Here is a 22,084-nt window from a genome sequence, read left to right on the forward strand (position 1 = left end):
TAGCGTCACCTTGTTCGTAAACAAAAAACCGGCCGGACAGGTGTCCGACCGGTGGGCTTTACAGGGTAACCGACACGCCTCAGGCGGCGTCAGCGGCGACCTTGAAGCTGACGATCTTGCCCGGCGCGCGCGGCGGCTCTCCCTTGGGCAGGGCATCGACGTGTTCCATGCCTTCTGTCACTTCACCCCAGACGGTGTATTGGCCATCGAGGAAGCGGGCATCGGCAAAGCAGATGAAGAACTGGCTGTCGGCCGAGTCGGGGTTTTGCGAACGCGCCATCGAGCAGACGCCGCGCACGTGCGGCTCACGCGAAAACTCGGCCTTCAGCTTCTTGCCCGAACCGCCATAGCCCTGACCTTCCGGGTCGCCGCCCTGAGCCATGAAGCCCGGAATGACGCGGTGGAAGACGATACCGTCATAGAAACCCTGACGGCACAGTTCCTTGATGCGGGCGACGTGATTGGGGGCGAGGTCGGGGCGCAGCTTGATACGCACGTCACCGCTTTCCAGCGTCAGGATGAGGGTGTTTTCCAGATCTTCGGACATGGGGGCTCCAATTGAGGTTTGCGGCTGAAATAGGCTATTCGTCGGGCTTTGACAAATCCTATCCGGTGCATTCCGCCGGCTTTTGCTCGTCCGGCCCGTAAAGTGCGCAGGATCGTTTGATCTCATCTTCGATCATCGGGCAAGGGTTCTGGACGTTGCAGGGCGGGTGCGTGGCCGGGCTGACGGCGCGGCAGCGCTGCACCAGCTTCTCGGCTTCGAGTTGGCCTTTTTCTTCCAGACAGGTGGCGGTTGAGGCGCTTTTGGGGTTCAGCGTCGGTTCGGCATAGGCCAGAGGCGCTTCGGAGGCATCGACAGCGGCCACGGATTCGGCGGTGGCGTAGGACTGATCCTCTTCGCTGACGGCCACGGGCTTGCAGGCCCCTAAGGCCGCGGCGATCAGAACAGGGACGAGCAGGGGCGTCAGGCGCATGAGGGGCTCCTTTTGCGGCCGACCGTACAGGCCCGGCCATAAAGGCAAAATGATTTTCCGTGTGCGACAAAACCCGTTATAGACACCCCATGAGTAACGACACCCCCGAAGAACCGCGCCGCCGCATGGTCAAGCCGCCCGCAGGCGGCAACCTGTCCGGTCGCGCCAAGGGCCACACGGCGGTCAAAACCGCAAAGCAGCGCACGCAGTCTTCTGCCAAATGGCTGGAGCGGCAACTGAACGACCCCTTTGTGCAGAAGGCCAAGGCCGAGGGCTGGCGCTCGCGCGCCGCCTTTAAGCTACAGGAAATCGACGACCGCTTTCACATCCTCAAGCGCGGTGCGCGCGTGGTCGATCTCGGCTGCGCACCGGGCGGCTGGGTGCAGATGGCCCAGTCGCGCGGCGCGGCGCACGTGGTGGGGGTGGACCTGCTGCCCGTCGATCCCATTCCCGGCGCCGACATGATCGAAGCCGACTTCACCGATCCAGCCATTCCGGCGCGGCTGATGGAGATGATGGGCGATAAGCCGGACGTGGTGCTGTCCGATCTGGCGCACAATACGGTCGGCCACCGTCAGACCGACCACCTCAAGATCATGGGGCTTCTGGAACTGGCGTCGGATTTCGCGCTGGACAATCTCAAGCCCGGCGGAGCGTTCGTCGCCAAGGCCTTTCAGGGCGGTGAGACGGAGCATCTGCTGCTCAAGCTGAAACTCGCCTTCCGCGATGTGAAGCACTTCAAGCCGAAGTCGAGCCGGGCGGATTCGTCAGAAATCTACATCGTGGCGCAAGGGTTCAAAGGGTAGGGGTTCAAAGGGTAGGAACCATATTGCCTCTTTAGCCCGCCCCGCCCGAAATGCCGGGCAGAAGAGGGCGCACGATGAGACGATTGAAGACGATAGCTCTGACCGTTCTGGCGGTTCTGACCGTGGCGGTGCTGGGCTGGGCGACGATACCGTACTGGAGCCACGGGCAAGCGGTGGTCGAAGTCACCGGCACGACTACGAAACGTGAAGGCGGCAGAGACGTCTATCTGGTCTTCACTTCCTCCGGCACCTTTCGCAATACGGACAGTCTCCACTATCTGAAGTTCGACTCTTCCGATCTTCAGGGCAAGCTGAACCGGCCCGCTCGCTACCGCATAAACTATTATGGTTTTCGTGTTCCTGTGTTATCTCTGTACCGAAATATAACCACGGCCGAACCGGCTGATCAGTAAGCGTACCACAAGGAAACGAATGACCAGATTACCGCTTAATCCGTTCTTTGCCTGGACGTCTCTGGCGCTCAAAAGTTCGGAAATGCTGATGGCTTCGGCGGAGGTCATCACCCACCGCGTCAACCGCATGGCCAATGCCGACGCTATCCCCAGTGCGGAGGATCAGCGCGAATTCACCCTGATGGGGCAGGAAAAGCTCGAAGCCGGAACCGAATCGCTGATGGCGATGAGCCAGTACTGGATGCGCCTCAACCAAGAGGTCAGCACACAGGCCTTTCACAACATGATGGACATGGGCCACAGCCTGACCGCGCTGGCCACCAGCCGTTCAGCGGCAGAGGCCCTGACGCATCAGGCGCGGCTGGCCGACAGCGTGATGCGCGGCGTTAATCACGCTGCCGATCTGTCCGGCAAGGCGGCGGCGCTTACCGAGCATGGCCTGAAACCGGTGCATAGCCGTGCCGTGGCCAATGCCAAGCGTCTGAAAAAACGCAAATAACTCAATCCGCGTCCGGGCCCGGCGTCGCACGGCCCGGTACTTCGCCGGTCAGCAGGCCGCGTGAGGTGAGGGGCTGCGCCCTAGATAGGTCGATGCTAACCGTGGTCACATCGCGCACGCCCCAGCTTTTGTCCTTGTCCGATCCGGCATCGCCCGCCGCGTTCAGCCGCCACAGATTGCCGGCCTTGTCCGACGGGCTGTCGCCGGGCAGGTCGCCCTGCGTCAGGGTAAAGGGCGAGGTGTCACCGTGGATCAGAAAGACCGGCTTGCCGAAGGCGCGGCTTTCACGGATCAGGGCCACCCGCACCGGCAGGAAGCCGTCGCACAGGCGCTTGTCGTCGGCGACCACGTCGTGACAGGGGACAAAGCGCGCCTCAGCCTTTTGATTGAACATATCGGCCTGCGTGGCGACGATGACCGCGGCGGCACCGCGTTTGCGGGCATGGGTAAAGGCGGCTTTCAGCCAAATGATATTGCGAGTGTCGCGCGCATCGGCAGCGCTGGCCGCCACACTTAAATCGTCGCCCATGACCAGATCACGGCCATTATTGGTACCGACCACATTCAACGTCACCACAACGAAACGCCCGTAATCGAAGCGGGCATTTTCCGGCATGTCCGCCTGTTGCGCATAGTGCCACTTACCGTCGCTGACCGGCGGCGTGGCAAAGAAGCGCTGACGCAGGCCCTCCAGCCTTTGCAATTCGGAGAATTTGTGCCCTGTCGCCGGATCATCCTTACGGTCGCAGTCGGTCCATTCGTTATCGCCGGGCGTGTAAAAGACCGGAATGGGCTTGAGATCAGACAGCAGGCGGGCAAAGGCCGCATCCGGCGGGCCGCAGACTTCGCCGCCCGACTGCGTATCGCCGACGTGCAGGATAAAGGGAGGCGTTTGCGCTTTCACTGCCGGTATCGCCTGAGCCAGCATGGCGCGGTCTGTATCGTCATAGGGCGTGTCATTGATGACGACGAAATCGACCCGCGCCGGTGAGGCGGCGGGGAGCAGGGCGCAGCCGCTCAAACTGGCGGACAGGGCAAGGGCCGCAATGATCGACAGACGCTTCATCAGTACCTCCGGAAGTCTCCGCAGGCTAATCCGCCTCTGTGACAGATACAAGAAACAGGAATTAAACCGCCAGCTTCAGCTTCAGGCGGTGGGCTCGCATCATCGTCTTAAATCGCGCCTGACGGAAGAAAGCGGTCAGCCCATAGGACAGTTCCACCAGCCAGCAGGCGATGCAATACTCGGTGCGGATTTTCAACTGGCTCATGGGGGTGTCTTTCAGACGAGGCAGACAGATAGGGGCGGGCAGACAAGTGGACCGCTGTGGATAGCTTAACCGTAAAGGCTGAACAGGCCGCCAACAAACACGGTTAAGCAAAGGTTTGCCGTGTTGATACGCGCGTCTGAAACAATATTTCCCCAAAAGTGACGCGCCCCCTCTTTACGCGGCGCGGCGTTTCGCTTAAGCCCAACCCGCAAAATGGAGAGTCCCTTATGGATATACGCGAAGGCCTAACCTTCGACGACGTTTTGCTGGAGCCCGGTCCCTCGGACGTGGTGCCCACTCAGGTCGATACGAAGACCCGCTTCACCCGCACCATCAAACTCAACATCCCGCTGGTCTCATCGGCGATGGACACCGTGACTGAGGCACGTCTGGCTGTGGCTATGGCGCAGGCCGGGGGTCTGGGGATCATCCACCGCAACCTGTCGAATGAGCGTCAGGCCGAGGAAATCCGCGAAGTGAAGCGTTACGAGTCGGGCATGGTCATCAATCCGGTGACTATCCATCCCGAAACGACGCTCAGCGAAGTGCGTGACATCATCGCGCGGCGCCATATTTCGGGCTTCCCGGTGGTCGAGCGTGACACCAATAAGCTGGTCGGCATACTGACCAACCGCGACATCCGCTTCGAAACCGACGGCTCAAAGACCGCAGCCGATCTGATGACGCGCGACGCCCTGATCACTGTGACCGAGGGCGTCAATCAGAACAAGGCGCGTGAGTTGATGGCGCTGCACCGCATTGAGCGCATCATCGTCGTCGATGACGCCTATCGCGCCGTCGGCCTGATCACCGTCAAGGATATGGAAAAGGCGCAGGCCTATCCCACAGCGGCCAAGGACGAGTCCGGTCGCCTGCTGGTCGGGGCCGCCTCAACCGTCGGCGATGCGGGCTATGAGCGCTCGCAATTCCTGATCGACGCCGGGGTGGACGTGCTGGTCATCGACACGGCGCATGGCCACTCGTCGCTGGTCGGGCAGGCGGTTGAGCGCCTTAAGCGCGAATACAACCACGTTCAGATCGTTGCGGGTAACGTCGCCACCTATGAGGCGACGCGCGCCCTGATCGATGCCGGGGCCGATGGCGTAAAGGTGGGGATCGGGCCGGGCTCGATCTGCACCACGCGCATGGTTGCCGGTGTCGGCGTGCCGCAATTGACCGCTGTGGCCGACTGCGTGCGCGCCGCCAGAGACACGGGCGTGCCCATCATCGCCGATGGTGGTATCAAGCTGTCGGGCGATCTGGCCAAGGCCATTGCCGCCGGGGCTTCGACGGCCATGCTGGGGTCGATGTTCGCGGGCACCGAAGAAGCGCCGGGCGAGATCATCCTATATCAGGGCCGCTCCTATAAGTCCTATCGCGGCATGGGCAGTGTCGGGGCCATGGCCCGCGGCTCGGCCGACCGCTATTTCCAGAAGGACGTGCAGGATTCGATGAAGCTGGTGCCGGAAGGCATCGAGGGTCAGGTGCCGTACAAGGGCCCTATCGCGCCGGTCATCCATCAGTTGGTGGGCGGCCTGCGCGCCTCGATGGGCTATGTCGGCGCCCCGACCATCGAAGAGTTCCAGAAGCGGGCGAAGTTTGTGCGCATCACGAATGCGGGCCTGCGCGAAAGCCACGTCCACGACGTGATGATCACGCGCGAAGCCCCCAACTATCGCCAGTAAGGGAGTGCGGGCATGACGGTGGAATTACAGGTTCTGGTCTTTGCCGCCCTGTGGGGCGTGGCTCAGACCCTTATCGCTGCCGTCGCGCCCGCCTTCAAACCGGGTTATTTCCAATGGAACGCCAGTCCGCGCGACGAAGCGTTTGATATTGGTCCCGCCGCTGGGCGGATGCGTCGCGCCTATCAGAACTATCTGGAGACCTTCCCGTTTTTCGCGGTAATCGTTATTGCCTTGGCTTTTGCGGGTAAGTCGAACGACATTTCGCGGCTGGGGGCCCATATCTATCTGCTGGCGCGTGTCGCCTATTTTCCGGCCTATGCCCTGGGCACCAAGCTGCGCAGTGCCTTTTACCTGCTCTCGCTGGTGGGTATCGGCATGTGCGTCTGGACCTGTTTTGCGTAAGGATAAAGAGTGACCCCCGCCGCCCGTCTGCAAGCCGCTTCCGATATTCTCGACCTTCTGAGCAAGACGCGCCGTCCGGCCGAAGAGGTGCTGAAGGACTGGGGCCGCAATAACCGCTATGCCGGGTCAAAGGACCGCCGCGCCATTGCCGATAAGGTCTATCAGTGTCTGCGTGCGCGCGAACGCTTGTCTTTTGCAATGGATTCTTCGGCGGGCCGTGCGCTGGTGCTGGGGGCGCTGCACTTCCTTGACGGCGTAAGCCTTTCCGAGATCGACGACCTCTATACCGGCGAAGGCTATGCCCCGCCAAAACTGTCAGTTGCGGAACGCAAGCGACTGGAGGCTGGGGATGGTGAAGCGCCCGAATGGCTGGAATCCGGTTTGCCGGCTTTCGTCGTTGAGCGTCTTAAAAGCGTCTATGGCGACGACTGGCTAAAAGAGGCCGAGGCCCTGATGCTGCCGCGAGCGCCCATCGACCTGCGCGTCAATGGCGACCGCGCGCCGCTGATCGCCGGGCTGGAAATGCTGGGCTATAGGCCTGAACCGACGCCGTTTTCCGCTTTTGGCGTGCGTCTGCCCGCCGATCCGCCGCCGAATGTGCGCGCGCTGCCAGCCTTCCGGCAGGGTACGATCGAAATTCAGGATGAAGGCTCTCAACTGGCGGGTTTTCTCGCCGGGGCTATGCCCGGCATGACGGTGGTCGATTATTGCGCCGGGGGCGGCGGCAAGACTTTGGCTCTGTTGCAAGCCATGCAGGGTGAGGGCCGTTTGATCGCCTCGGACGTCGAAAAGACGCGCCTCAACAATATAAAGCCGCGCCTGACCCGCGCCGGTCTGGAGGCGGAATTGCGCCAGCTCGGCCCGGACGGCGAGGGTATGGAAGACCTTGAGGCACAGGCGGATCTGGTGCTGGTCGATGCGCCGTGTTCTGGTTCAGGCGTTTGGCGTCGCCGGCCCGAAACCGCGCACAAGCTGCAAGAGCAAGAGGTGGCGCGCCTGCATGAATTGCAAAGCGCCATCCTGCACCGCGCCTCGCGTCTGGTGAAGCCGGGCGGGCTTTTGGCCTATGCCACCTGCTCGATCCTGCCGGACGAAAACGAGATGACCGCCGACCGCTTCGAAGCCGACCACCCGTGGTTTACACCACGGCCGGTCGCCGAAGCGCTGGACAGCGCCGCAGTTACGCCCGAAGGCGCAGAGACATTGAAAAATATTGCGCAGGGACATCGCCTGCGCCTCAGCCCCGGAACCAGTCACACGGACGGGTTCTTTGTTTCGCTATACCGGCGCAAGCCGTAAGAAAGGTCGGTAACCACAGATTACACAGATCACACAGATTGGACGCTTCGCGCCGAGAATGCAAAGAATTTTCGTCCGACTCTTAATCTGTGTAGTCCGTGTAATCTGTGGTTCCAAAACCCAAAGAAAGACCGACGCATGTCGCATCACGAAAAAGTCCTGATTATTGATTTCGGATCGCAAGTGACCCAGCTCATCGCGCGGCGCGTGCGCGAATGCGGCGTCTATTGCGAAATCCACCCCTTCACCAAGGCCGCTGAGGCGATCAAAAGTGTGGCCCCCAATGCGGTCATCCTGTCCGGGTCGCCGCACAGCGTCGTCGAAGCCGGTCCGACCGTTGATAAAGCCCTGTTTGATATGGGCCTCCCGGTATTCGGCATTTGCTATGGCGAGCAACTGATGTGCGACCTTCTGGGGGGGAAGGTCGAAAGCGGGCATGACCGCGAATTTGGCCGCGCCGAAATCGAAATCGCCGCCGACACGCCGCTGTTCCGCGGACTGGGCAAGCCGGGCGACAAGGAGATCGTGTGGATGAGCCACGGCGACCGCGTTACCGCCATCCCCGAACGCTTCAAGGTCATTGCCGTCTCCGAAGGCGCGCCCTTCGCGGCCATTGCCGATGAGGCCCGCCGTTTTTACGCCGTGCAGTTCCACCCCGAAGTGGTGCACACGGTGCGCGGCACTCAGATGATCCGCAACTTCCTGTTTGAGGTCGCGGGACTTAAGGGCGACTGGACCATGGCCGCCTTCCGTCAGGAGATGATCGAAAAGATCCGGGCTCAGGTCGGGTCAGGTCGCGTCATCTGCGGTCTGTCGGGTGGGGTGGACTCGTCGGTCGCCGCCGTGCTGATCCACGAAGCCATCGGCGAGCAACTGACTTGTGTGTTTGTCGATACGGGCCTGCTGCGCAAGAACGAAGGCGAGCAGGTGGTGTCGCTGTTCCGCGATCACTACAACATCCCGCTGATCCATGTGCAGGCACAGGACAAGTTTCTGGGCGCGCTCAAGGGCCTGTCCGACCCGGAACAGAAGCGCAAGACCATCGGCCGCCTGTTTATCGAGGTCTTCGACGAAGAGGCCGCCAAAATCGACGGCGCGGAATTCCTCGCTCAGGGCACGCTTTATCCCGACGTGGTCGAAAGCGTCTCGCCGCACGGCGGGCCTTCGACCGTCATCAAGAGCCACCACAATGTCGGCGGTCTGCCCGACTATATGAAGCTGAAGCTGGTCGAACCCTTACGCGAACTGTTCAAGGACGAGGTGCGCGCTCTGGGCCGCGAACTGGGCCTCAGCGAAGCCTTTGTTGGCCGCCACCCGTTCCCCGGACCGGGTCTGGCTATCCGCATCCCCGGCGAAGTGACGCCGGAAAAGGTCAGGACGCTTCAGGACGCCGACGCCATCTATCTCGATGAAATCCGCAAGGCCGGCCTCTACAACGATATCTGGCAGGCCTTTGCCGTGCTGCTGCCGGTGAAAACCGTAGGCGTAATGGGCGATGCGCGCACCTATGAGGACGTGCTGGCCCTGCGCGCGGTGACCTCTTCGGACGGCATGACGGCGGACTTCTATGAGTTCCCGTGGCCGGTGCTGGGCCGCTGCGCCACCCGCATCGTCAATGAGGTGAGGGGGGTGAATCGCGTCGTTTACGACGTGACGTCAAAGCCCCCCGGCACGATCGAGTGGGAATAAAAACGATCCCTTTTTCGCACCCTGCCATACCCTTAAATACGCTGTAATCTCTTGTATTTAAATAATAAAATGTCTGGAGCTATCGATAGCCTTTGAGGCGCACGCGAATAGTATGACGGCGTAGGCGAGGGTATACCGTCAGCTTGATACCGCCGAGAATTGAATATACCGTCAGGGTGCTAAGGGCTCTGACGGTATTTTTTTTGCCCTAACTCACTGAAAGAACGAGAGAAAACGACTTCCGAAAGTGCGATTTCGGGGTGACGGTATTTTTTGTCTCGTTTGTTAAAATATTACCGCTTTGGAGGCGAGGGTATGCTAACAGACGCTGCGCTTAAGAGTTTGAAACCAAGGGATAAAATCTATAAAGTTGCCGACCGTGACGGTATGTACTGCGGATTCCGATGATGCCGCCCACTCATTCCAGGATGATGGCGCCCAGCATTCTGATCTGATGGCGCCCACCTTGGGCGCACTTTCAGTCATTCAGTAATGGCTATGAGTTGCCGTCTTGGTCAAGTAGGTTTGGTAGTCTTGATGCGGCGCATCGAGTCGCCTTTGATGTCGATGCGATGGGCGTTATGGACCAGCCTATCGAGTATGGCGTCGGCGTAGGTGGCGTGGCTGATAAGGTTATGCCATTCAGCGACAGGCAGTTGGCTGGTGACTAGGGTTGACCGGCGGCCGTATCGATCTTCGAGGATTTCGAGCAGATCGTGCCGGGCTTGGGCATCCAGAGGTTCGAGCCCCCAGTCGTCCAGGATAAGCAGTTCGACGGCGCCCAGGGATTTCAGGCGCCTGGCGAAGGATCCATCGCCATGGGCTAACGCCAGTTCGTCGAAGAGCTTGGGCGCGCGTACGTAGAGAACGGAGCGGTTGTCCCTGCAGGCCTTGTGTCCGAGGGCGCAGGCGAGCCAACTCTTGCCGACGCCAGTCGGTCCTTCAAGGATCAGGTTTTCGAAGTTGTCGATCCATTTGCCGGTCAGCAGTTCGTTGATCTGGCGGCGGTCCAGGCCGCGCTCGGCGCGGTAGTCGATGTCTTCCGGCGCGGCCTGGTGGCGAAGCTTGGCGTAGCGCAGTCGCGCGCTGAGGCGCCTGTCATGTCGTAAAGCCAGTTCGCGGTCGAGCAGCATGGCCAGCCATTCGGCGTGGCCAAGACTGTCGGCGTCGGGATTGGCGGCCATATCGTGGAATGCCTTGGCCATGCCGTAGAGCCCCATCGCATTGAGCTGGTCGAAGGTAGGATGCGTCAGCAAGTCGGTATCTCCTTTCAGTGGTAGTAGGTTGAACCGCGGATATTGGTGTGCAGCAGATCAAGGGTTTGATCATCATCGCTACGCCGGCGCCGCGGTGCCGGCTGCCCGTCGAGATGGTTGTCGAGGATAGATTTGACTGAGCCGTAGTTCATGGCGCCGATCTCAAGCGCGCGCAGACAAGCGTTTTCCAGGCGGTCGGCGCCGTAGCGCTTCGCCATCCTGATGACGCCGAGGCAGGTCCTGAAGCCCTGTTCGGGGTGGGTGCGGCTCTCAAGCACCCTCGTGCAGAAGACCTCAGTACCGGGACCGATCCCGGCGGCCTCCTTCTGGATCCGCTCGATGGTCCAGCCGGCGTATCGACGGTGACTGGAGGGCATGTGTTCAGGCAAGGTAGTGTGTTTGCCGTTGGCGGATCCGCGCATGTGCGCGGCGATCCGCTCGCCTTTCAAGAATATCTCGATCGTACGCGCTGTGGCGCGTAGCTCAACGTCCGCGCGGGCATGGCGGTACGGGACGGAGTAAAAGTGGCCATCGAAGTCGACGTGATAGTCGAGACCGACCTTGCGCACTTTCCATTCCGCCAAGACATAGGCTTCTGCGGGCAACGGCTTTAGCCGCGGTGCATCGATCTCGTCGAACAACTGACGCCGTGTCCGGTTCTGGTGGCGCAAGATCCGTTTTTCATTCAGCCCGGTCAGCATGTCGCCGATCGCAGCATTAACGTCGGCCAGGCTATAGAACCGTTGGTTCCGCAGCTTGCCCAACAACCAACGCTCAACGATCCGCACCAGGGCTTCGACCTTGGCCTTGTCGCGCGGCCGGCGCGGTCGGGCCGGCAAGATCGCCGCGCCGTAGTGGGCGGCCAGATCGGCGTAGGTGCGGTTGATTTGCGGATCGTAGAAACAAGCCTTGATGACGGCGACCTTGGGATTGTCCGGCACGATCAGGGCCGGCACGCCGCCTAAGAAGGCCAGGGCTTGGACGTGGCCCTCGATCCAGTCCGGAAGCTTCTCCGTCCAGGTCGCCAGTGCAAAACTCAAGCTCGAGCCGCCGATGACGGCGACAAAGAGATGTGCGTCCTGCGTCTTGCCCGTGCGGCGGTCGATGATCACCGGCACCTTGTCACCGGCATAGTCGACGAATAGCTTGTCGCCGCCTCGATGCGTCTGCCGCATTGTCACCGGAAGACGGCTTTCCCAGTGCCGGTAAAGGTCGCAGAACCGGCTATAACCATAGCCGTCGGGGTTGGCGGCGATATATTCGTCCCAGAGGATCTGAAGCGTGACGTGCTTCTTCTTCAGCTCCCGGTTCAGCGTTGCCCAGTCTGGTTCAGGCAGACGCCGATGACCCTGCTTCCTGCCACCTTCACCGTAAAGCCGACGCTCCAGCCCCGGATCGGACAGGTCCATGGGCAGAGGCCACGGCATTCCGGACTTGGCATAGCGCTTCAACATCTCCCGGAGCGTCGATGGCGCTATGCCGATACGACGCGCCACTTCGCGGCCGCCCAATCCTGCGTCAAATGTCAGTCTCAAAATCTCGCGCACCCGGCGCATGGCTAACCTCTTCGTCGGCATCGATCCCTCCTGAAAAGGAGCGATCTAAACACTGAAAGAGAGCCCCGAGATCACCGCGCAACTGGGCGGGATAATCTCGGAATGGTGGGCGGCATCATCTCGGAATCATGGGCGGGATCAAATCGGAATGCTGGGCGCGATCATCCCGGAATCTGCAGTATGTACGTTATCGTCCAGCCGACGGGGTCGATCACGTTCCGGCTGGACTACCGTTTGAATGGGCGAAGAGAGACCCTGACCCTGGGGCGCTACGGGGGCGCAGGCCTTTCACTGGCACGGGCTCGTGAGAAGCTGATAGACGCTAAGCGTGCTATCGCAGAGGGGCTGTCGCCAGCGCTCGAAAAGCAACGGGAGAAACAGCGCGGAAAGGCCGCGAAGAGCTTTTCCGAGTGGGCCGAAAAATGGTTCGCGGAACATCGGATGGCCGATAGCACGAGGGCCATGCGTCGTTCAGTGTATGAGCGCGACATCCTACCGGTCTTTGATCGGCGCCTTATGTCCGAAATCCTTCCCCCCGACCTGCGCGTGATGCTGGAAAAGGTCAAGGCGCGGGGCGCGCCGGCAACTGCCATTCACGCACGGGAGATTGTTCGGCTGGTCTACATGTTTGCAATCGCGCGCGGCGAAAAAGTCGCTAACCCCGCCGATGAAGTCAGTGCATCCACAATTGCAACCTTCGTTCCCAGAGATCGGGCCTTATCACCAAAAGAGATACGGGTTCTGTTCGGCCAGCTTGAGCATATCGCTACCTTGCCAACTATCCGTCTTGGGATGAAGTTTCTACTGCTCACAATGGTGCGCAAGAGTGAGTTACGCTTTGCGACCTGGGATGAGGTGGATTTCGAGAATGCGGTATGGAGCATTCCCAAGGAGCGAATGAAAAAGAACCGCGACCACAATGTCTATCTGTCGCAACAGTCCCTGGACATCTTGGTTGCCCTGAAAACCTGTGCCGGTAATTCGCCCTACCTGCTTCCGTCTCGGTACGAGGCTGATCAACCGATGTCGAATGCCACCTTCAACCGAATAACCGCTGCCGTCGTCGAGCGGGCGAAAGGGGAGGGGCTACCACTGGAGCCTTTTACCGTCCACGATCTACGACGAACGGGATCCACCCTGCTGAATGAACTGGGCTTCAATAAGGACTGGATCGAAAAGGCTCTCACACATGAGGACAACCGTACCTCACGCGGCACCTATAATAAAGCCGAGTACGAACGGCAGCGCCGTCATATGCTTCAGGAGTGGGCGAACACGATCGATGCGTGGATCGAGGGGCGTAAATACATGCCTGTCCTCGTGCCGCCCGCCGTCGAATGGGACGTGCCTGACCCCAGTCTGTAGTCGTGAGATGCCGTTAATTACCCGTGCGCACTCATTGAACCCCTCAGGGGTTGCAGCGAGTTGGGGAATAGAAAAAATACATAAACGAAAGGGCTTAATGGTGACTTATTTGGAACAGCGATCTATTCGAAGGGCAATCCGGCGGGACGAACTGAAACAGATCGTCCCGCTTAGTGACAGCACGATTTATGACATGGAGCGTAAGGGCGAGTTTCCGCAACGCTTCTACCTGACCTCCCGATCACCGGTCTGGGATTTAAGCGAGGTGGAAACCTGGCTTGAGACTCGCAAAGAAATGAGCCGGTCAAAGAAGATGAAAGTGGTCACGCCTGATGTCAGGTTGCGCAAAGCCAGGCCGGTCAGGTCCACCGACTGACGCTCTGTAAGAACAGTGGCGGATTGCTTGATGCCGCTGGCCCTAATGCGACATTGACCTCATCCCTAAGCGTGCAAAAGCGGACATTGCTATGGTTCGCCGGACCGTGGAGTGTAGATTTAATTTGAACGGGAAAGCTCGGATATCCTCCCGCCTGAAGCTTGAGCCATTTTTTGACGGTGGAATCTGTCGAAGTCATCGTTCCAGCCTGACCCGCAGTCTGCGGGCGCGCTCTTGGAAGGCACCTTCGCCGCCTTCGAGTATATCGCACACCGTCTTTCTGATGCCACCATTCTCGAGGCCACCAAAGTGATAGGTGATCGGGGGCAAAGCACCATGAGGATGCGGCCCGGATTCCGCGACGATGATCTGATCGGCGTCGGTGTTGATCACGAGGTTTGCGTTGTGGGTCACCATGATGACCTGCCGATGTGCCTTGGCCGCGATGAACAGGCTGACCAACTCCTCGAACACGGATTTTGGATCGAGATTTTCCTCCGGCTGATCGATTATCAGCGGACGATTGTCATGATCGTCGAGGGCTAGATAGAGCAGGAGGAGGACGATCCCCCGCGTGCCTGGAGACAGCTTGCGGATGTCTACGCCATCATATTCGATGCCGTATCGAATGGTGATGTGGTCCGTGCTGAAAAGCCACTGGGCGAAGCGCTTCGACCATGCGCGAAACTCCGCCTGATCCGTATGTGGGACCGGAGAATGGTCCAATAGCTCTTTTTGATAAAGCCGCCGAAACTCCGCCATTGCGGTAACGACTTCAGTGGACCCGCCGGTCTCCCAAGCGCGTTTCAGCGTTTCGTTGGCCTTTTGCAGCAAAGTTCCCTTGCCTTTGAAGACGCCGGCCTTCCTCAGGTCGATCAGCCCATCTTCGGCTTCCGAGGCCCATTGCCCCACATTGGCCACGCGGGCGACCGAGAAGGAAAGCTTCTTCAGGGTTCCGGAGGCAGCGGCCAGGCGATGCATGAGGGGCTGATAAAGGGCACCGAGCACCTGTTGCTCGGCTACCAGAGCATCAATAGCTCGGCCGTAGGCAGCTTCCCGCTCGGTCTGAAGCGCTACGGCACGCTCGCGTGCGCCCTTGGCGTCGGTGAGCTTTTCGGTCAGTGTCTGCCATGCAGCGGTTTCGGTCGCGATGCGAGTGGACAGGGCACTATATTGCCGCTGCGTTTCCTTGTCGGCGCTAACGAGCTTTTCGAGGCGCGACATCTCGGCTTCCAGGGCGGCTAGAGGTAAGGTCGCCAGATCGGTGTCGTCGGGGAAATAGGGCGTATTTGGATCGCCGGGAGGGAGAGGCGGAACGCCTTTCAGTTTGGCGATCTCTCCATCGACCCACTGAATGAAACCGGCGAGATCGGTATCTACCGGTCCCTTATAGTCCAGCAGGAAGGAGCAAGGCCTACGGCGAAAGCAATTCGATCCTCGATAACTGCCACGTGCGTGTCGCGTTTTCGACCAATGATGAGCGCACAGCCAAGCGGATATCTGACGCTCTGGGCACGGCCACAGAGTTGCGGGCGCAGCGCAACTACGCTGGCCATCGGCTGTCGCCCTGGCTCGCCCACGTCATGGTGTCCCGGCAGGAGACCGCCCGACAGCTCCTGACGCCGGGCGAGGTGATGCAACTGCCGGCGCAGGACGAACTGGTGCTGGTGTCAGGCCTGTCCCCCATCCGCGCCAGAAAACTGCGCTATTTCGAGGACGCGAATTTCCTGCGCCGTCGCCTGCCACCGCCGGCGTTGAGGGAGGGCGGTTATGTCGATCGTCCGGCCGCGCGCCCCGATGACTGGGAGGGTCGCATACGGGCGACCTGCCGACAACTCGCCGCCGCATTGGAAACAAAGACCGAAGAGACCGATGACGAGGGCGGGTTGCAGCGCCAACACAGTCCAGGCCTCGGCGATGAAGCCAATACGGCCAACCCGAGCCGCGACGAGGGGCCTGAGCCTGCGACAGAAGACGAAAGCGATCTGGCGGCCGACACGCGCTCCCTAAACCGTCTCCAGGCCCTGACCCCCATACAGCAGGCCGCCGGTATCGGTGTGGACCGCGAGTTCGGAGTGGACCCATGAAGGCGCGCCGCATCCGTCACCAGTTCTATCTCAATGTTGAGGCAAGCCGCAAACTCGACACCCTGGCCAATGCGCCCGGTCGGACCAAGTCGGCCGTGCTGGAGGCGGCCACCCTCGCCTGGGTCGAACACAGAGGCGTCAATGAACTTGATGAGCGTTTTTCGGCGCGCCTCAATCGGCTGAGCCGTCAACTCGACCGCCTGGAGCGCGACCAGAAGATCATCCTGGAAAGCCTCGCCTTGTTTGTGCGCCTGAGCTTCCAGCGTGACGGCCATCTCCCCGATCCCGATCCCGCCGCGCGGGCGCGGGGCCGCGAACGCTTCGACGCCTTCGTCGAACAGGTCGGGCGCAAGCTGGCGCAAGGCCGCTCGGACATCACGCCCTCACAGGAGACCCCGTCATGACATCGTCCGTCTCGGCGCGCCGTCTGCGCGATATGCTGCGTACCGCCTTCGGGGACGCGATCAACGCGGCCCTCGCTGATCCCGCCGTGATCGAAATCCTCGTCAATCCGGACGGCTCGCTCTGGCTTGATCGGGCAGGCGAGGGGCGGATGGCCACCGATGTCGTGGTGCCACCATCTGACCGTGAGCGTATCGTGCGCCTCGTCGCCAGTCATGTGGCGCTGGAGGTGCACGCCGAGGCGCCGATCGTCTCGGCAGAACTCCCGACTGTGTTGCCCGACCGCCGCGGCGAACGTTTCGAAGGTCTCTTGCCGCCCGTCGTAGAAAGCGCCTGTTTCGCCATTCGCAAGCCTGCGTCGCGCGTATTTACGCTGGGCGACTATCTCAGCGACGGCATGCTGTCCGCTGTGCAGGCGCGGCTTTTGCGGTCAGCCGTTCAGGATCGCCGCAACATCCTCATTGCGGGTGGCACCTCATCGGGCAAGACCACCTTCGCCAACGCCTTACTGGCCGAGGTGGCGGCGCTGAATGACCGCGTCGTCCTGATTGAAGACACTCGTGAACTGCAATGCGCCGCGCGCGATGTTGTCGCCCTTCGCACTCGCGCCGGCGTGGCCGCCTTAAGCGATCTGGTACGTTCGACGCTCCGGCTGCGACCTGACCGTATCATCGTCGGCGAAGTGCGCGGCGGCGAAGCGCTGGAACTTCTCAAAGCCTGGAACACCGGTCATCCCGGTGGCATCGCCACCCTTCATGCCAATTCGGCCATCGGCGCGCTCTATCGGCTGGAACAACTCATTCAGGAAGCGGTCGTCTACGTGCCCCGCCGCCTGATCGCCGACGCCGTCGATGTCGTCGTCTTCATCCAGAACCACAACCCATTCACCCGGACGCCGCGTCGGGTCGAGGCCGTGATGGCCGTCGATGGCCTGACCGCCGAGGGCGATTACCGACTTCGACCGCTCGAAGCGGCGAAGATGTGACTTCAACCTCAACATGGAGATATCTGATGCATATGCCTTTTTTGAATGTGGAGCGTGCGCGGTATGCCCTCCCTCTGGCATTGGGACTGGCGCTCGCCGTCTCGACCTCAGGCGCACTGGCGGCCGGTTCCGGCATGCCGTGGGAGGAACCGCTCCAGCAGATCCTCGAGAGCGTGCAGGGGCCGGTGGCTAAGATCATCGCCGTTCTGGCGATTGTCGTCACGGGTCTGGCGCTCGCCTTCGGTGAGACGAGTGGGGGCCTGCGTAAACTGATCCAGATCGTGTTTGGCCTCTCGATCGCCTTTGCGGCGTCGAGCTTCTTCCTGACGTTCTTTTCCTTTGGCGGCGGGGCGCTGATCTGATGGACACGGCGGTCGAAGGCTACGAGGTGCCTCTGCATCAGGCGCTCACCCAGCCCCTGCTTCTGGGTGGGGCGCCGCGGGGTCTGGCCCTGCTCAACGGCACACTCGCCGCGGCGCTGGGCCTGGGCCTTCACATGTGGCTTCCAGCCCTTGTCCTTTGGGTAACAGGCCACACTCTCGCGGTCTTCGCCGCCAAACACGATCCGCACTGCGTCACCGTTACCCTGCGCCATCTGCGCCTGAAGGGCTATTTTTCATGCTGAACCTGCGCCAGTATCGCCAGACCGCCGACCGGCTGGCCGACCATCTCCCGTGGGCTGTCCTTGTGGCCCCGGGCGTCGTCCTCAACAAGGATGGCAGCTTCCAGCGCACCGCCCGCTATGAGGGGCCTGACGTTGAGAGCGCCACGCCTGCAGAACTGGTGGCGCTATCCGCGCGCCTCAACAACGTCTTGCGGCGATTGGGCTCGGGCTGGGCGGTTGTCTTCGAGGCCCGGCGCGGTCGCGCCCACGCCTATCCGGATGTGGGTGCCGAAACCGGTCTGGCCCGCCTCATCGATGAGGAGCGCCGGGCGACCTTTGCGGGCGAAGACGGGCGACACTTCGAGTCGCGCTACCATCTGACGGTCGTCTTTATGCCCCCGGCGGATCAGGTCGAGAGTATGGGCGAAGCCTTTGTCGAGCGCGAAGATAAGGGGTCCGCTCGCGACTGGCACGACGCCTTGCGCAGGTTCATCGACCGCACAGACGCGCTCTTTGATCTGCTCGGCTCGGTACTCCCCCACATCCGGGCGCTCGATGACGCAGAGACGCTGACCTATCTGCACGGCTGCGTCTCCACAAAAGATCATCGTGTCGCTGTGCCCGACGTGCCCGTCTATCTCGATGCCATACTGGCCGACACGCCCTTGTCGGGCGGTCTGGAGCCCAGATTGGGGGATCAGAATCTGCGGACCCTGACGATCCTCGGCTTCCCCAACCATACGCGCCCGGCTTTGCTGGACGCGCTCAATGCGCTTGATCTCGAGTATCGCTGGTGTACGCGATTTATCGCGCTCGATAAGCCCGAAGCCGTCAAAACCCTGACGAAACTGCGCAAGCAGTGGTTTGCCAAGCGCAAATCGGTCGCGTCCCTCATGCGCGAAGTGCTCTACAAAGAAGCCTCCCCGCTGACAGACACCGATGCCGACACGAAAGTGACCGATGTCGATCTGGCCTTGCAGGCCATAGGCGGCGATCATGTGGGCTTCGGCTATCTCACCACCACGCTGACGGTGACGGGGCCGGATCGGGCGAGCGCCGATGAACGCCTGCGCCAGATTGAGCGTGTCATCAATGGGCTGGGCTTCACCGCCATCGCCGAAAGCCCCAATGCCGTGGAAGCCTGGCTCGGCAGCCTGCCGGGGCATCTCTACGCGAATGTGCGCCAGCCACTCGTCCACACGCTGAACCTCAGCCATCTGGCCCCCATCTCAACCCTCTGGGCGGGGCCGGAGCGCAATGCCCATCTCAACGGGCCGCCGCTGTTTCATGCGGTCAGTACGGGATCGACACCGTTCCGGTTTTCGACCCACGTCGGCGATGTCGGCCATATGCTCGTCCTTGGACCAACCGGCGCTGGCAAGTCCGTTTTGCTCGCCTTTATGGCCCTTTCTTTCCCGCGCTACGCCGACGCGCAGGTTTTCGTCTTCGACAAGGGCGGCTCAGCCCGGGCGGCCATCCTTGCGCTGAATGGCGGCCATCACGCCATAGGCCGGGAAGGGGAGGTGGCCTTTCAGCCCCTGCGCCATATCGATGATCTGTCCGAACGAACCTGGGCGCTGGATTGGCTGTCGGCCTTGCTCGACCAGCAAGGGTTCGATCTCTCCCTCGATGGGCGCGATGCGCTTTGGGCGGCACTGGAAGCGCTCGCCGGCGCACCCATCGAACAGCGCACACTGACGGGTCTGTGCGCGGTTTTGTCCTTCAACGATATCAAGGTGGCGTTACGGCCTTTCACGCTCGAGGGCCCCTTTGGGCACATCCTCGATGCCGACCGCGAAACCCTGGCACTGACAGCGGTACATGGGTTTGAAATGGAAGGGCTGATGAACGACCGCCAGTTGGTCGCGCCCGTCCTGACCTATCTCTTCCACCGTCTTGAAGCCCGGTTCGACGGGCGACCGACCCTGATGATTCTTGATGAAGCCTGGGTCTTCCTTGACCACCCCCTGTTCGCCGACCGCATCCGGGAGTGGCTTAAGGTGCTGCGTAAGAAGAATGTCAGCGTCCTGTTCGCCACCCAGAGCCTGGCGGATGTGGTGGATAGCCCCATAGCACCGGTGCTGATCGAGTCCTGCCCGCAACGTCTGTTCCTGCCCAATGAGCGGGCGGTCGAGCCCCAGAGCCGCGCCGCCTATCAGCGGCTCGGTCTGAACGACCGGCAGATCAGCCTCATCGCGCAGGCAACGCCGAAGCGCCACTACTATCTCCAGTCCCGGCGCGGCAACCGCCTGTTTGAACTGCGTCTGGGGCCGCTGGCGCTCGCCGTCTGCGCCGCCTCAAGTCCGGACGACCAGCGCCTGATCGAGGCCGTCCTGGCCAAAGGACCGTCAGACACCTTCGCCGCTCGCTACCTCGCCGCGCGCGGTCTGCCTTGGGTAGCGGACCTACTGTTGGTCACTGATCCCCCGTCAGTCGGGGCTGGTCGGGCCCATTCCTAAACATCAGATAAGGGAGATATTCATCATGAAAAAGAGTGCTTTGTTGGTTCTTTCTCTGAGCTTACTTTCGATCGGATCGATGACGGTTCTGGTGCCGGCCGTGCAGGCGCAGGTGGTGGTCTATGATCCCAGCAACTACGTCCAGAGCGTCCTTCAGGCGACCCGCGCCCTGCAGCAGATCAACAACCAGATCCTCAGCCTGCAAAACGAAGCGGTGATGCTCCAGAATATGGCGAAGAACCTCAAACGGTTCGACGTCAGTGCCCTGGCCGGTCTCAATAAGAACATCGCCGCCATTGACGCGCTGATGAAGGAGGCCAGGGGTATCGCCTTTAATCTTAACGCAACCCGTCAGGCATTTTCCCGTCAGTTTCCCGGAGCTTATGGCAGTCACCTGAAGTTCAGCGATCTTCTGTCCGGTGCGGAGACGCGGTGGAAATCCGCCATGGCGGCCTACAGCCAGACTCTGAACGTGCAGGCGCAGATCTCTGAGACCTTAGCCGATGATGCCGCCGCCCTGAACCGCATCGTCTCAGTGGCTGAAGGGGCCGAAGGGTCTCTCGAGGCGCAGCAAGCCACGAACCAGCTTCTCGCCCTGACCGCCAAGCAGCAGATGCAAATCCAGACGTTGCTGGCCGCCCAGGGCCGCGCGGAAGCGCTGGACGCCGCGCGAAAGGCGGAGGCCGAAGCTGCAGCCAAGACCGCCACCCGTCGGTTTCTTGGCTCCGGCAAGGCCGGGCAGTAGCGGGACTTAAGGGGACGACCATGACCGACCTCAATATCATCGACACCTTCCTCGAAACCTTCGTCGCCTATCTGGACTCCGGGTTTGGCCTTCTGAAGGGCGACGTCGGTCATCTGGCCGCCACTCTCATCGCTATTGACGTCACCCTGGCGGCCCTGTTCTGGGTGATGGACGAAGAGGCGCACCTGTTCGCCCGTCTGATCCGCAAGGTCCTCTATGTCGGCGCCTTTGCTTTCATCATCACCCATTTCAGTTTTCTGGCCGAGGTCATCTACGACTCGTTTGCCGGTCTGGGCCTGAGGGCCGGCGGCGGGGGTGTTTCCGCCCACGACCTCCTGCGGCCGGGTAAACTGGCGGCGACCGGCTTCGAGGCCGCGCACCCGCTCCTGGAGCAGATCGCCGACCTGCTGGGCCTCGATACGGTTTTCGGCAACCTCCTGACGATCGTCGTCCTGCTGGTCGCCTGGCTTCTGGTCATCCTGTCCTTTTTCCTGCTGGCCGTCCAACTCTTCATCTGCGTGCTGGAGTTCAAACTCACGACACTAGCGGGCTTTGTGCTGGTGCCGTTCGCCCTGTGGAACAAAACCGCTTTTCTGGCCGAACGCGTCCTCGGTAATGTCGTGACGTCGGGCATCAAGGTCATGGTCATGGCCGTGATCGTCGGCATCGGCTCTGGCTTTTTCGACACCTTCATCACGGCGCTCGACGGTGCAGAGCCTGACCTCATGCAGGCCATGACGCTCGTGCTGGCCTCGCTGACCCTTCTGGGCCTCGGTCTGTTCGGCCCGACCGTAGCCTCCGGTCTTGTCACAGGCGCACCTCAGCTTGGCGCGGGATCGGTCGCTGGCACGCTGGGTGCCGCAGCCGGAGCCGGGATGCTGGCGGGTGGGGCGATCGGTGGGGCGGCACGTGCCCTCGCCGGCGCGGGTGGAAGCCTCCAAGCCGTGTCTTCGGCCGCCTCAAGGCTAGGTGGCGGTTCGGGTGGGGCGGGTGCCTCGTCGCCACCGCCGCCGCCGCCCTCATCTTCGACAGCGCAGGGCTCTGCAACGGGCGCATCGGCCTCTGATGGGGCGACTCCGCCCGCTTGGGCCAAAAAGATGCAGGCCGAGCAACGCACCCGCGCGCGCATTCAGATGGTTCAGGCCGCCATTCTCGCCGGCGATCAGGCCTCCGGGTCGGCTTCACCCAATCTCTCGCAAAAGGACTAA

23 protein-coding genes and 1 pseudogene are annotated in these 22,084 nt (G+C 61.3%); 17 read left to right on the forward strand and 7 right to left on the reverse strand.

Going from position 1 to position 22,084, the window contains the following annotated elements:
• Nucleotides 1–79: 79 nt before the first annotated feature.
• Together ASTEX_RS13100 and ASTEX_RS13105 are read right to left on the reverse strand one after the other, a co-directional pair.
• Complete coding sequence (locus tag ASTEX_RS13100) at nucleotides 80–547, reverse strand: peptidylprolyl isomerase (RefSeq protein ID WP_013480115.1); 468 nt, start codon at nucleotides 545–547, stop codon at nucleotides 80–82.
• 58 nt (nucleotides 548–605) lie between these two features.
• On the reverse strand, nucleotides 606–977 hold the full coding sequence (locus tag ASTEX_RS13105) for a hypothetical protein (protein WP_013480116.1): 372 nt from the start codon (nucleotides 975–977) through the stop codon (nucleotides 606–608).
• Between the two features lie 89 nt (nucleotides 978–1,066).
• Between ASTEX_RS13105 and ASTEX_RS13110 the strand changes: the two genes are divergently transcribed.
• From ASTEX_RS13110 to ASTEX_RS13120, 3 genes are all read left to right on the forward strand, one after another.
• On the forward strand, nucleotides 1,067–1,783 hold the full coding sequence (locus ASTEX_RS13110) for an RlmE family RNA methyltransferase (RefSeq protein ID WP_013480117.1): 717 nt from the start codon (nucleotides 1,067–1,069) through the stop codon (nucleotides 1,781–1,783).
• A 74-nt stretch (nucleotides 1,784–1,857) separates the two neighbouring features.
• A complete protein-coding gene (locus ASTEX_RS13115) occupies nucleotides 1,858–2,196 on the forward strand; it encodes a DUF1523 family protein (protein WP_013480118.1) in 339 nt (112 codons plus the stop codon).
• A gap of 19 nt (nucleotides 2,197–2,215) precedes the next feature.
• Nucleotides 2,216–2,695, forward strand: coding sequence for a polyhydroxyalkanoate granule-associated phasin (locus ASTEX_RS13120; RefSeq protein WP_013480119.1), 480 nt, complete (start codon nucleotides 2,216–2,218; stop codon nucleotides 2,693–2,695).
• A 1-nt stretch (nucleotide 2,696) separates the two neighbouring features.
• On the opposite strand, the gene ASTEX_RS13125 is transcribed toward ASTEX_RS13120, so the two are convergent.
• Nucleotides 2,697–3,761, reverse strand: a complete 1,065-nt coding sequence (locus ASTEX_RS13125; RefSeq protein WP_013480120.1) for a metallophosphoesterase — start codon at nucleotides 3,759–3,761, stop codon at nucleotides 2,697–2,699.
• Between the two features lie 61 nt (nucleotides 3,762–3,822).
• The gene (locus ASTEX_RS20550; RefSeq protein WP_013480121.1) at nucleotides 3,823–3,966 is read right to left on the reverse strand and encodes a hypothetical protein; all 144 of its coding nucleotides are present in this window, start codon (nucleotides 3,964–3,966) and stop codon (nucleotides 3,823–3,825) included.
• A 227-nt stretch (nucleotides 3,967–4,193) separates the two neighbouring features.
• Here ASTEX_RS20550 and guaB point away from each other — a divergent pair, with 227 nt between their 5' ends.
• From guaB to guaA, 4 genes are all read left to right on the forward strand, one after another.
• Nucleotides 4,194–5,651 (forward strand): IMP dehydrogenase, encoded by a 1,458-nt coding sequence (gene guaB, locus ASTEX_RS13130; protein ID WP_013480122.1) that lies wholly within the window; start codon nucleotides 4,194–4,196, stop codon nucleotides 5,649–5,651.
• A gap of 12 nt (nucleotides 5,652–5,663) precedes the next feature.
• Nucleotides 5,664–6,053 (forward strand): MAPEG family protein, encoded by a 390-nt coding sequence (locus tag ASTEX_RS13135; protein ID WP_013480123.1) that lies wholly within the window; start codon nucleotides 5,664–5,666, stop codon nucleotides 6,051–6,053.
• Between the two features lie 9 nt (nucleotides 6,054–6,062).
• Nucleotides 6,063–7,352, forward strand: coding sequence for an RsmB/NOP family class I SAM-dependent RNA methyltransferase (locus ASTEX_RS13140; RefSeq protein ID WP_013480124.1), 1,290 nt, complete (start codon nucleotides 6,063–6,065; stop codon nucleotides 7,350–7,352).
• A gap of 138 nt (nucleotides 7,353–7,490) precedes the next feature.
• Nucleotides 7,491–9,041: a glutamine-hydrolyzing GMP synthase gene (gene guaA, locus ASTEX_RS13145; protein WP_013480125.1), complete on the forward strand. Its 1,551-nt coding sequence runs from the start codon at nucleotides 7,491–7,493 to the stop codon at nucleotides 9,039–9,041.
• A 515-nt stretch (nucleotides 9,042–9,556) separates the two neighbouring features.
• Here guaA and istB read toward each other — a convergent pair.
• Nucleotides 9,557–10,297: an IS21-like element helper ATPase IstB gene (istB, locus tag ASTEX_RS13150; protein ID WP_013480126.1), complete on the reverse strand. Its 741-nt coding sequence runs from the start codon at nucleotides 10,295–10,297 to the stop codon at nucleotides 9,557–9,559.
• 14 nt (nucleotides 10,298–10,311) lie between these two features.
• On the reverse strand, nucleotides 10,312–11,853 hold the full coding sequence (istA, locus tag ASTEX_RS13155; RefSeq protein WP_083805625.1) for an IS21 family transposase: 1,542 nt from the start codon (nucleotides 11,851–11,853) through the stop codon (nucleotides 10,312–10,314).
• A gap of 180 nt (nucleotides 11,854–12,033) precedes the next feature.
• On the opposite strand from istA, the gene ASTEX_RS13160 reads away from it, so the two are divergent.
• Both ASTEX_RS13160 and ASTEX_RS13165 read left to right on the forward strand, forming a co-directional pair.
• Nucleotides 12,034–13,218, forward strand: coding sequence for a tyrosine-type recombinase/integrase (locus ASTEX_RS13160; protein WP_013480128.1), 1,185 nt, complete (start codon nucleotides 12,034–12,036; stop codon nucleotides 13,216–13,218).
• 7 nt (nucleotides 13,219–13,225) lie between these two features.
• On the forward strand, nucleotides 13,226–13,594 hold the full coding sequence (locus ASTEX_RS13165) for a helix-turn-helix transcriptional regulator (RefSeq protein WP_245532566.1): 369 nt from the start codon (nucleotides 13,226–13,228) through the stop codon (nucleotides 13,592–13,594).
• A 195-nt stretch (nucleotides 13,595–13,789) separates the two neighbouring features.
• Here the strand turns inward: ASTEX_RS13165 and ASTEX_RS13170 are convergent, their stop codons facing one another.
• Nucleotides 13,790–14,818 (reverse strand): AAA family ATPase, encoded by a 1,029-nt coding sequence (locus ASTEX_RS13170; RefSeq protein ID WP_218918631.1) that lies wholly within the window; start codon nucleotides 14,816–14,818, stop codon nucleotides 13,790–13,792.
• 182 nt (nucleotides 14,819–15,000) lie between these two features.
• Between ASTEX_RS13170 and ASTEX_RS20865 the strand changes: the two are divergent.
• The 8 genes and pseudogenes from ASTEX_RS20865 to trbL form a co-directional block, all read left to right on the forward strand.
• Nucleotides 15,001–15,681 (forward strand): annotated as a pseudogene (locus ASTEX_RS20865) (type IV secretory system conjugative DNA transfer family protein); the annotation flags it as partial.
• Complete coding sequence (locus ASTEX_RS13180) at nucleotides 15,678–16,085, forward strand: hypothetical protein (RefSeq protein WP_013480130.1); 408 nt, start codon at nucleotides 15,678–15,680, stop codon at nucleotides 16,083–16,085. The pseudogene ASTEX_RS20865 and the gene ASTEX_RS13180, both read left to right, overlap by 4 nt.
• On the forward strand, nucleotides 16,082–17,068 hold the full coding sequence (trbB, locus tag ASTEX_RS13185; protein WP_013480131.1) for a P-type conjugative transfer ATPase TrbB: 987 nt from the start codon (nucleotides 16,082–16,084) through the stop codon (nucleotides 17,066–17,068). The genes ASTEX_RS13180 and trbB overlap by 4 nt, the downstream gene beginning before the upstream one ends.
• Before the next feature lie 26 nt (nucleotides 17,069–17,094).
• Nucleotides 17,095–17,430: a TrbC/VirB2 family type IV secretion system protein gene (locus ASTEX_RS13190; protein ID WP_013480132.1), complete on the forward strand. Its 336-nt coding sequence runs from the start codon at nucleotides 17,095–17,097 to the stop codon at nucleotides 17,428–17,430.
• Nucleotides 17,430–17,693 carry a VirB3 family type IV secretion system protein gene (locus tag ASTEX_RS13195; protein WP_013480133.1) on the forward strand — a complete coding sequence of 88 codons (264 nt, stop codon included), beginning with the start codon at nucleotides 17,430–17,432 and terminating at the stop codon, nucleotides 17,691–17,693. Before ASTEX_RS13190 ends, ASTEX_RS13195 begins: the two co-directional genes overlap by 1 nt.
• Nucleotides 17,687–20,131 (forward strand): conjugal transfer protein TrbE, encoded by a 2,445-nt coding sequence (trbE, locus tag ASTEX_RS13200; protein ID WP_013480134.1) that lies wholly within the window; start codon nucleotides 17,687–17,689, stop codon nucleotides 20,129–20,131. The genes ASTEX_RS13195 and trbE overlap by 7 nt, the downstream gene beginning before the upstream one ends.
• Before the next feature lie 25 nt (nucleotides 20,132–20,156).
• Nucleotides 20,157–20,876, forward strand: coding sequence for a P-type conjugative transfer protein TrbJ (gene trbJ, locus ASTEX_RS13205; RefSeq protein WP_013480135.1), 720 nt, complete (start codon nucleotides 20,157–20,159; stop codon nucleotides 20,874–20,876).
• A gap of 20 nt (nucleotides 20,877–20,896) precedes the next feature.
• The gene (trbL, locus tag ASTEX_RS13210; protein ID WP_013480136.1) at nucleotides 20,897–22,084 is read left to right on the forward strand and encodes a P-type conjugative transfer protein TrbL; all 1,188 of its coding nucleotides are present in this window, start codon (nucleotides 20,897–20,899) and stop codon (nucleotides 22,082–22,084) included.

Origin of the sequence: Asticcacaulis excentricus CB 48, assembly GCF_000175215.2 — a bacterium.
GTDB classification, from domain to species: Bacteria; Pseudomonadota; Alphaproteobacteria; order Caulobacterales; family Caulobacteraceae; genus Asticcacaulis; species Asticcacaulis excentricus.

What these genes read in the sequence shown, in the direction of transcription:
- ASTEX_RS13160 (WP_013480128.1), top strand. Translation starts at nt 12,034, where the DNA reads ATGTACGTTATCGTCCAGCCGACGGGGTCGATCACGTTCCGGCTGGAC.
- trbL (WP_013480136.1), top strand. Translation starts at nt 20,897, where the DNA reads ATGACCGACCTCAATATCATCGACACCTTCCTCGAAACCTTCGTCGCC.
- ASTEX_RS13100 (WP_013480115.1), bottom strand. Translation starts at nt 547, where the DNA reads ATGTCCGAAGATCTGGAAAACACCCTCATCCTGACGCTGGAAAGCGGT.
- ASTEX_RS13125 (WP_013480120.1), bottom strand. Translation starts at nt 3,761, where the DNA reads ATGAAGCGTCTGTCGATCATTGCGGCCCTTGCCCTGTCCGCCAGTTTG.
- ASTEX_RS13165 (WP_245532566.1), top strand. Translation starts at nt 13,226, where the DNA reads ATGCCGTTAATTACCCGTGCGCACTCATTGAACCCCTCAGGGGTTGCA.
- ASTEX_RS13120 (WP_013480119.1), top strand. Translation starts at nt 2,216, where the DNA reads ATGACCAGATTACCGCTTAATCCGTTCTTTGCCTGGACGTCTCTGGCG.
- trbB (WP_013480131.1), top strand. Translation starts at nt 16,082, where the DNA reads ATGACATCGTCCGTCTCGGCGCGCCGTCTGCGCGATATGCTGCGTACC.
- ASTEX_RS13110 (WP_013480117.1), top strand. Translation starts at nt 1,067, where the DNA reads ATGAGTAACGACACCCCCGAAGAACCGCGCCGCCGCATGGTCAAGCCG.
- trbJ (WP_013480135.1), top strand. Translation starts at nt 20,157, where the DNA reads ATGAAAAAGAGTGCTTTGTTGGTTCTTTCTCTGAGCTTACTTTCGATC.
- ASTEX_RS13170 (WP_218918631.1), bottom strand. Translation starts at nt 14,818, where the DNA reads ATGTCGCGCCTCGAAAAGCTCGTTAGCGCCGACAAGGAAACGCAGCGG.
- ASTEX_RS20550 (WP_013480121.1), bottom strand. Translation starts at nt 3,966, where the DNA reads ATGAGCCAGTTGAAAATCCGCACCGAGTATTGCATCGCCTGCTGGCTG.
- ASTEX_RS13135 (WP_013480123.1), top strand. Translation starts at nt 5,664, where the DNA reads ATGACGGTGGAATTACAGGTTCTGGTCTTTGCCGCCCTGTGGGGCGTG.
- ASTEX_RS13190 (WP_013480132.1), top strand. Translation starts at nt 17,095, where the DNA reads ATGCATATGCCTTTTTTGAATGTGGAGCGTGCGCGGTATGCCCTCCCT.
- ASTEX_RS13180 (WP_013480130.1), top strand. Translation starts at nt 15,678, where the DNA reads ATGAAGGCGCGCCGCATCCGTCACCAGTTCTATCTCAATGTTGAGGCA.
- trbE (WP_013480134.1), top strand. Translation starts at nt 17,687, where the DNA reads ATGCTGAACCTGCGCCAGTATCGCCAGACCGCCGACCGGCTGGCCGAC.
- ASTEX_RS13115 (WP_013480118.1), top strand. Translation starts at nt 1,858, where the DNA reads ATGAGACGATTGAAGACGATAGCTCTGACCGTTCTGGCGGTTCTGACC.
- istA (WP_083805625.1), bottom strand. Translation starts at nt 11,853, where the DNA reads ATGCGCCGGGTGCGCGAGATTTTGAGACTGACATTTGACGCAGGATTG.
- guaB (WP_013480122.1), top strand. Translation starts at nt 4,194, where the DNA reads ATGGATATACGCGAAGGCCTAACCTTCGACGACGTTTTGCTGGAGCCC.
- ASTEX_RS13105 (WP_013480116.1), bottom strand. Translation starts at nt 977, where the DNA reads ATGCGCCTGACGCCCCTGCTCGTCCCTGTTCTGATCGCCGCGGCCTTA.
- ASTEX_RS13195 (WP_013480133.1), top strand. Translation starts at nt 17,430, where the DNA reads ATGGACACGGCGGTCGAAGGCTACGAGGTGCCTCTGCATCAGGCGCTC.
- guaA (WP_013480125.1), top strand. Translation starts at nt 7,491, where the DNA reads ATGTCGCATCACGAAAAAGTCCTGATTATTGATTTCGGATCGCAAGTG.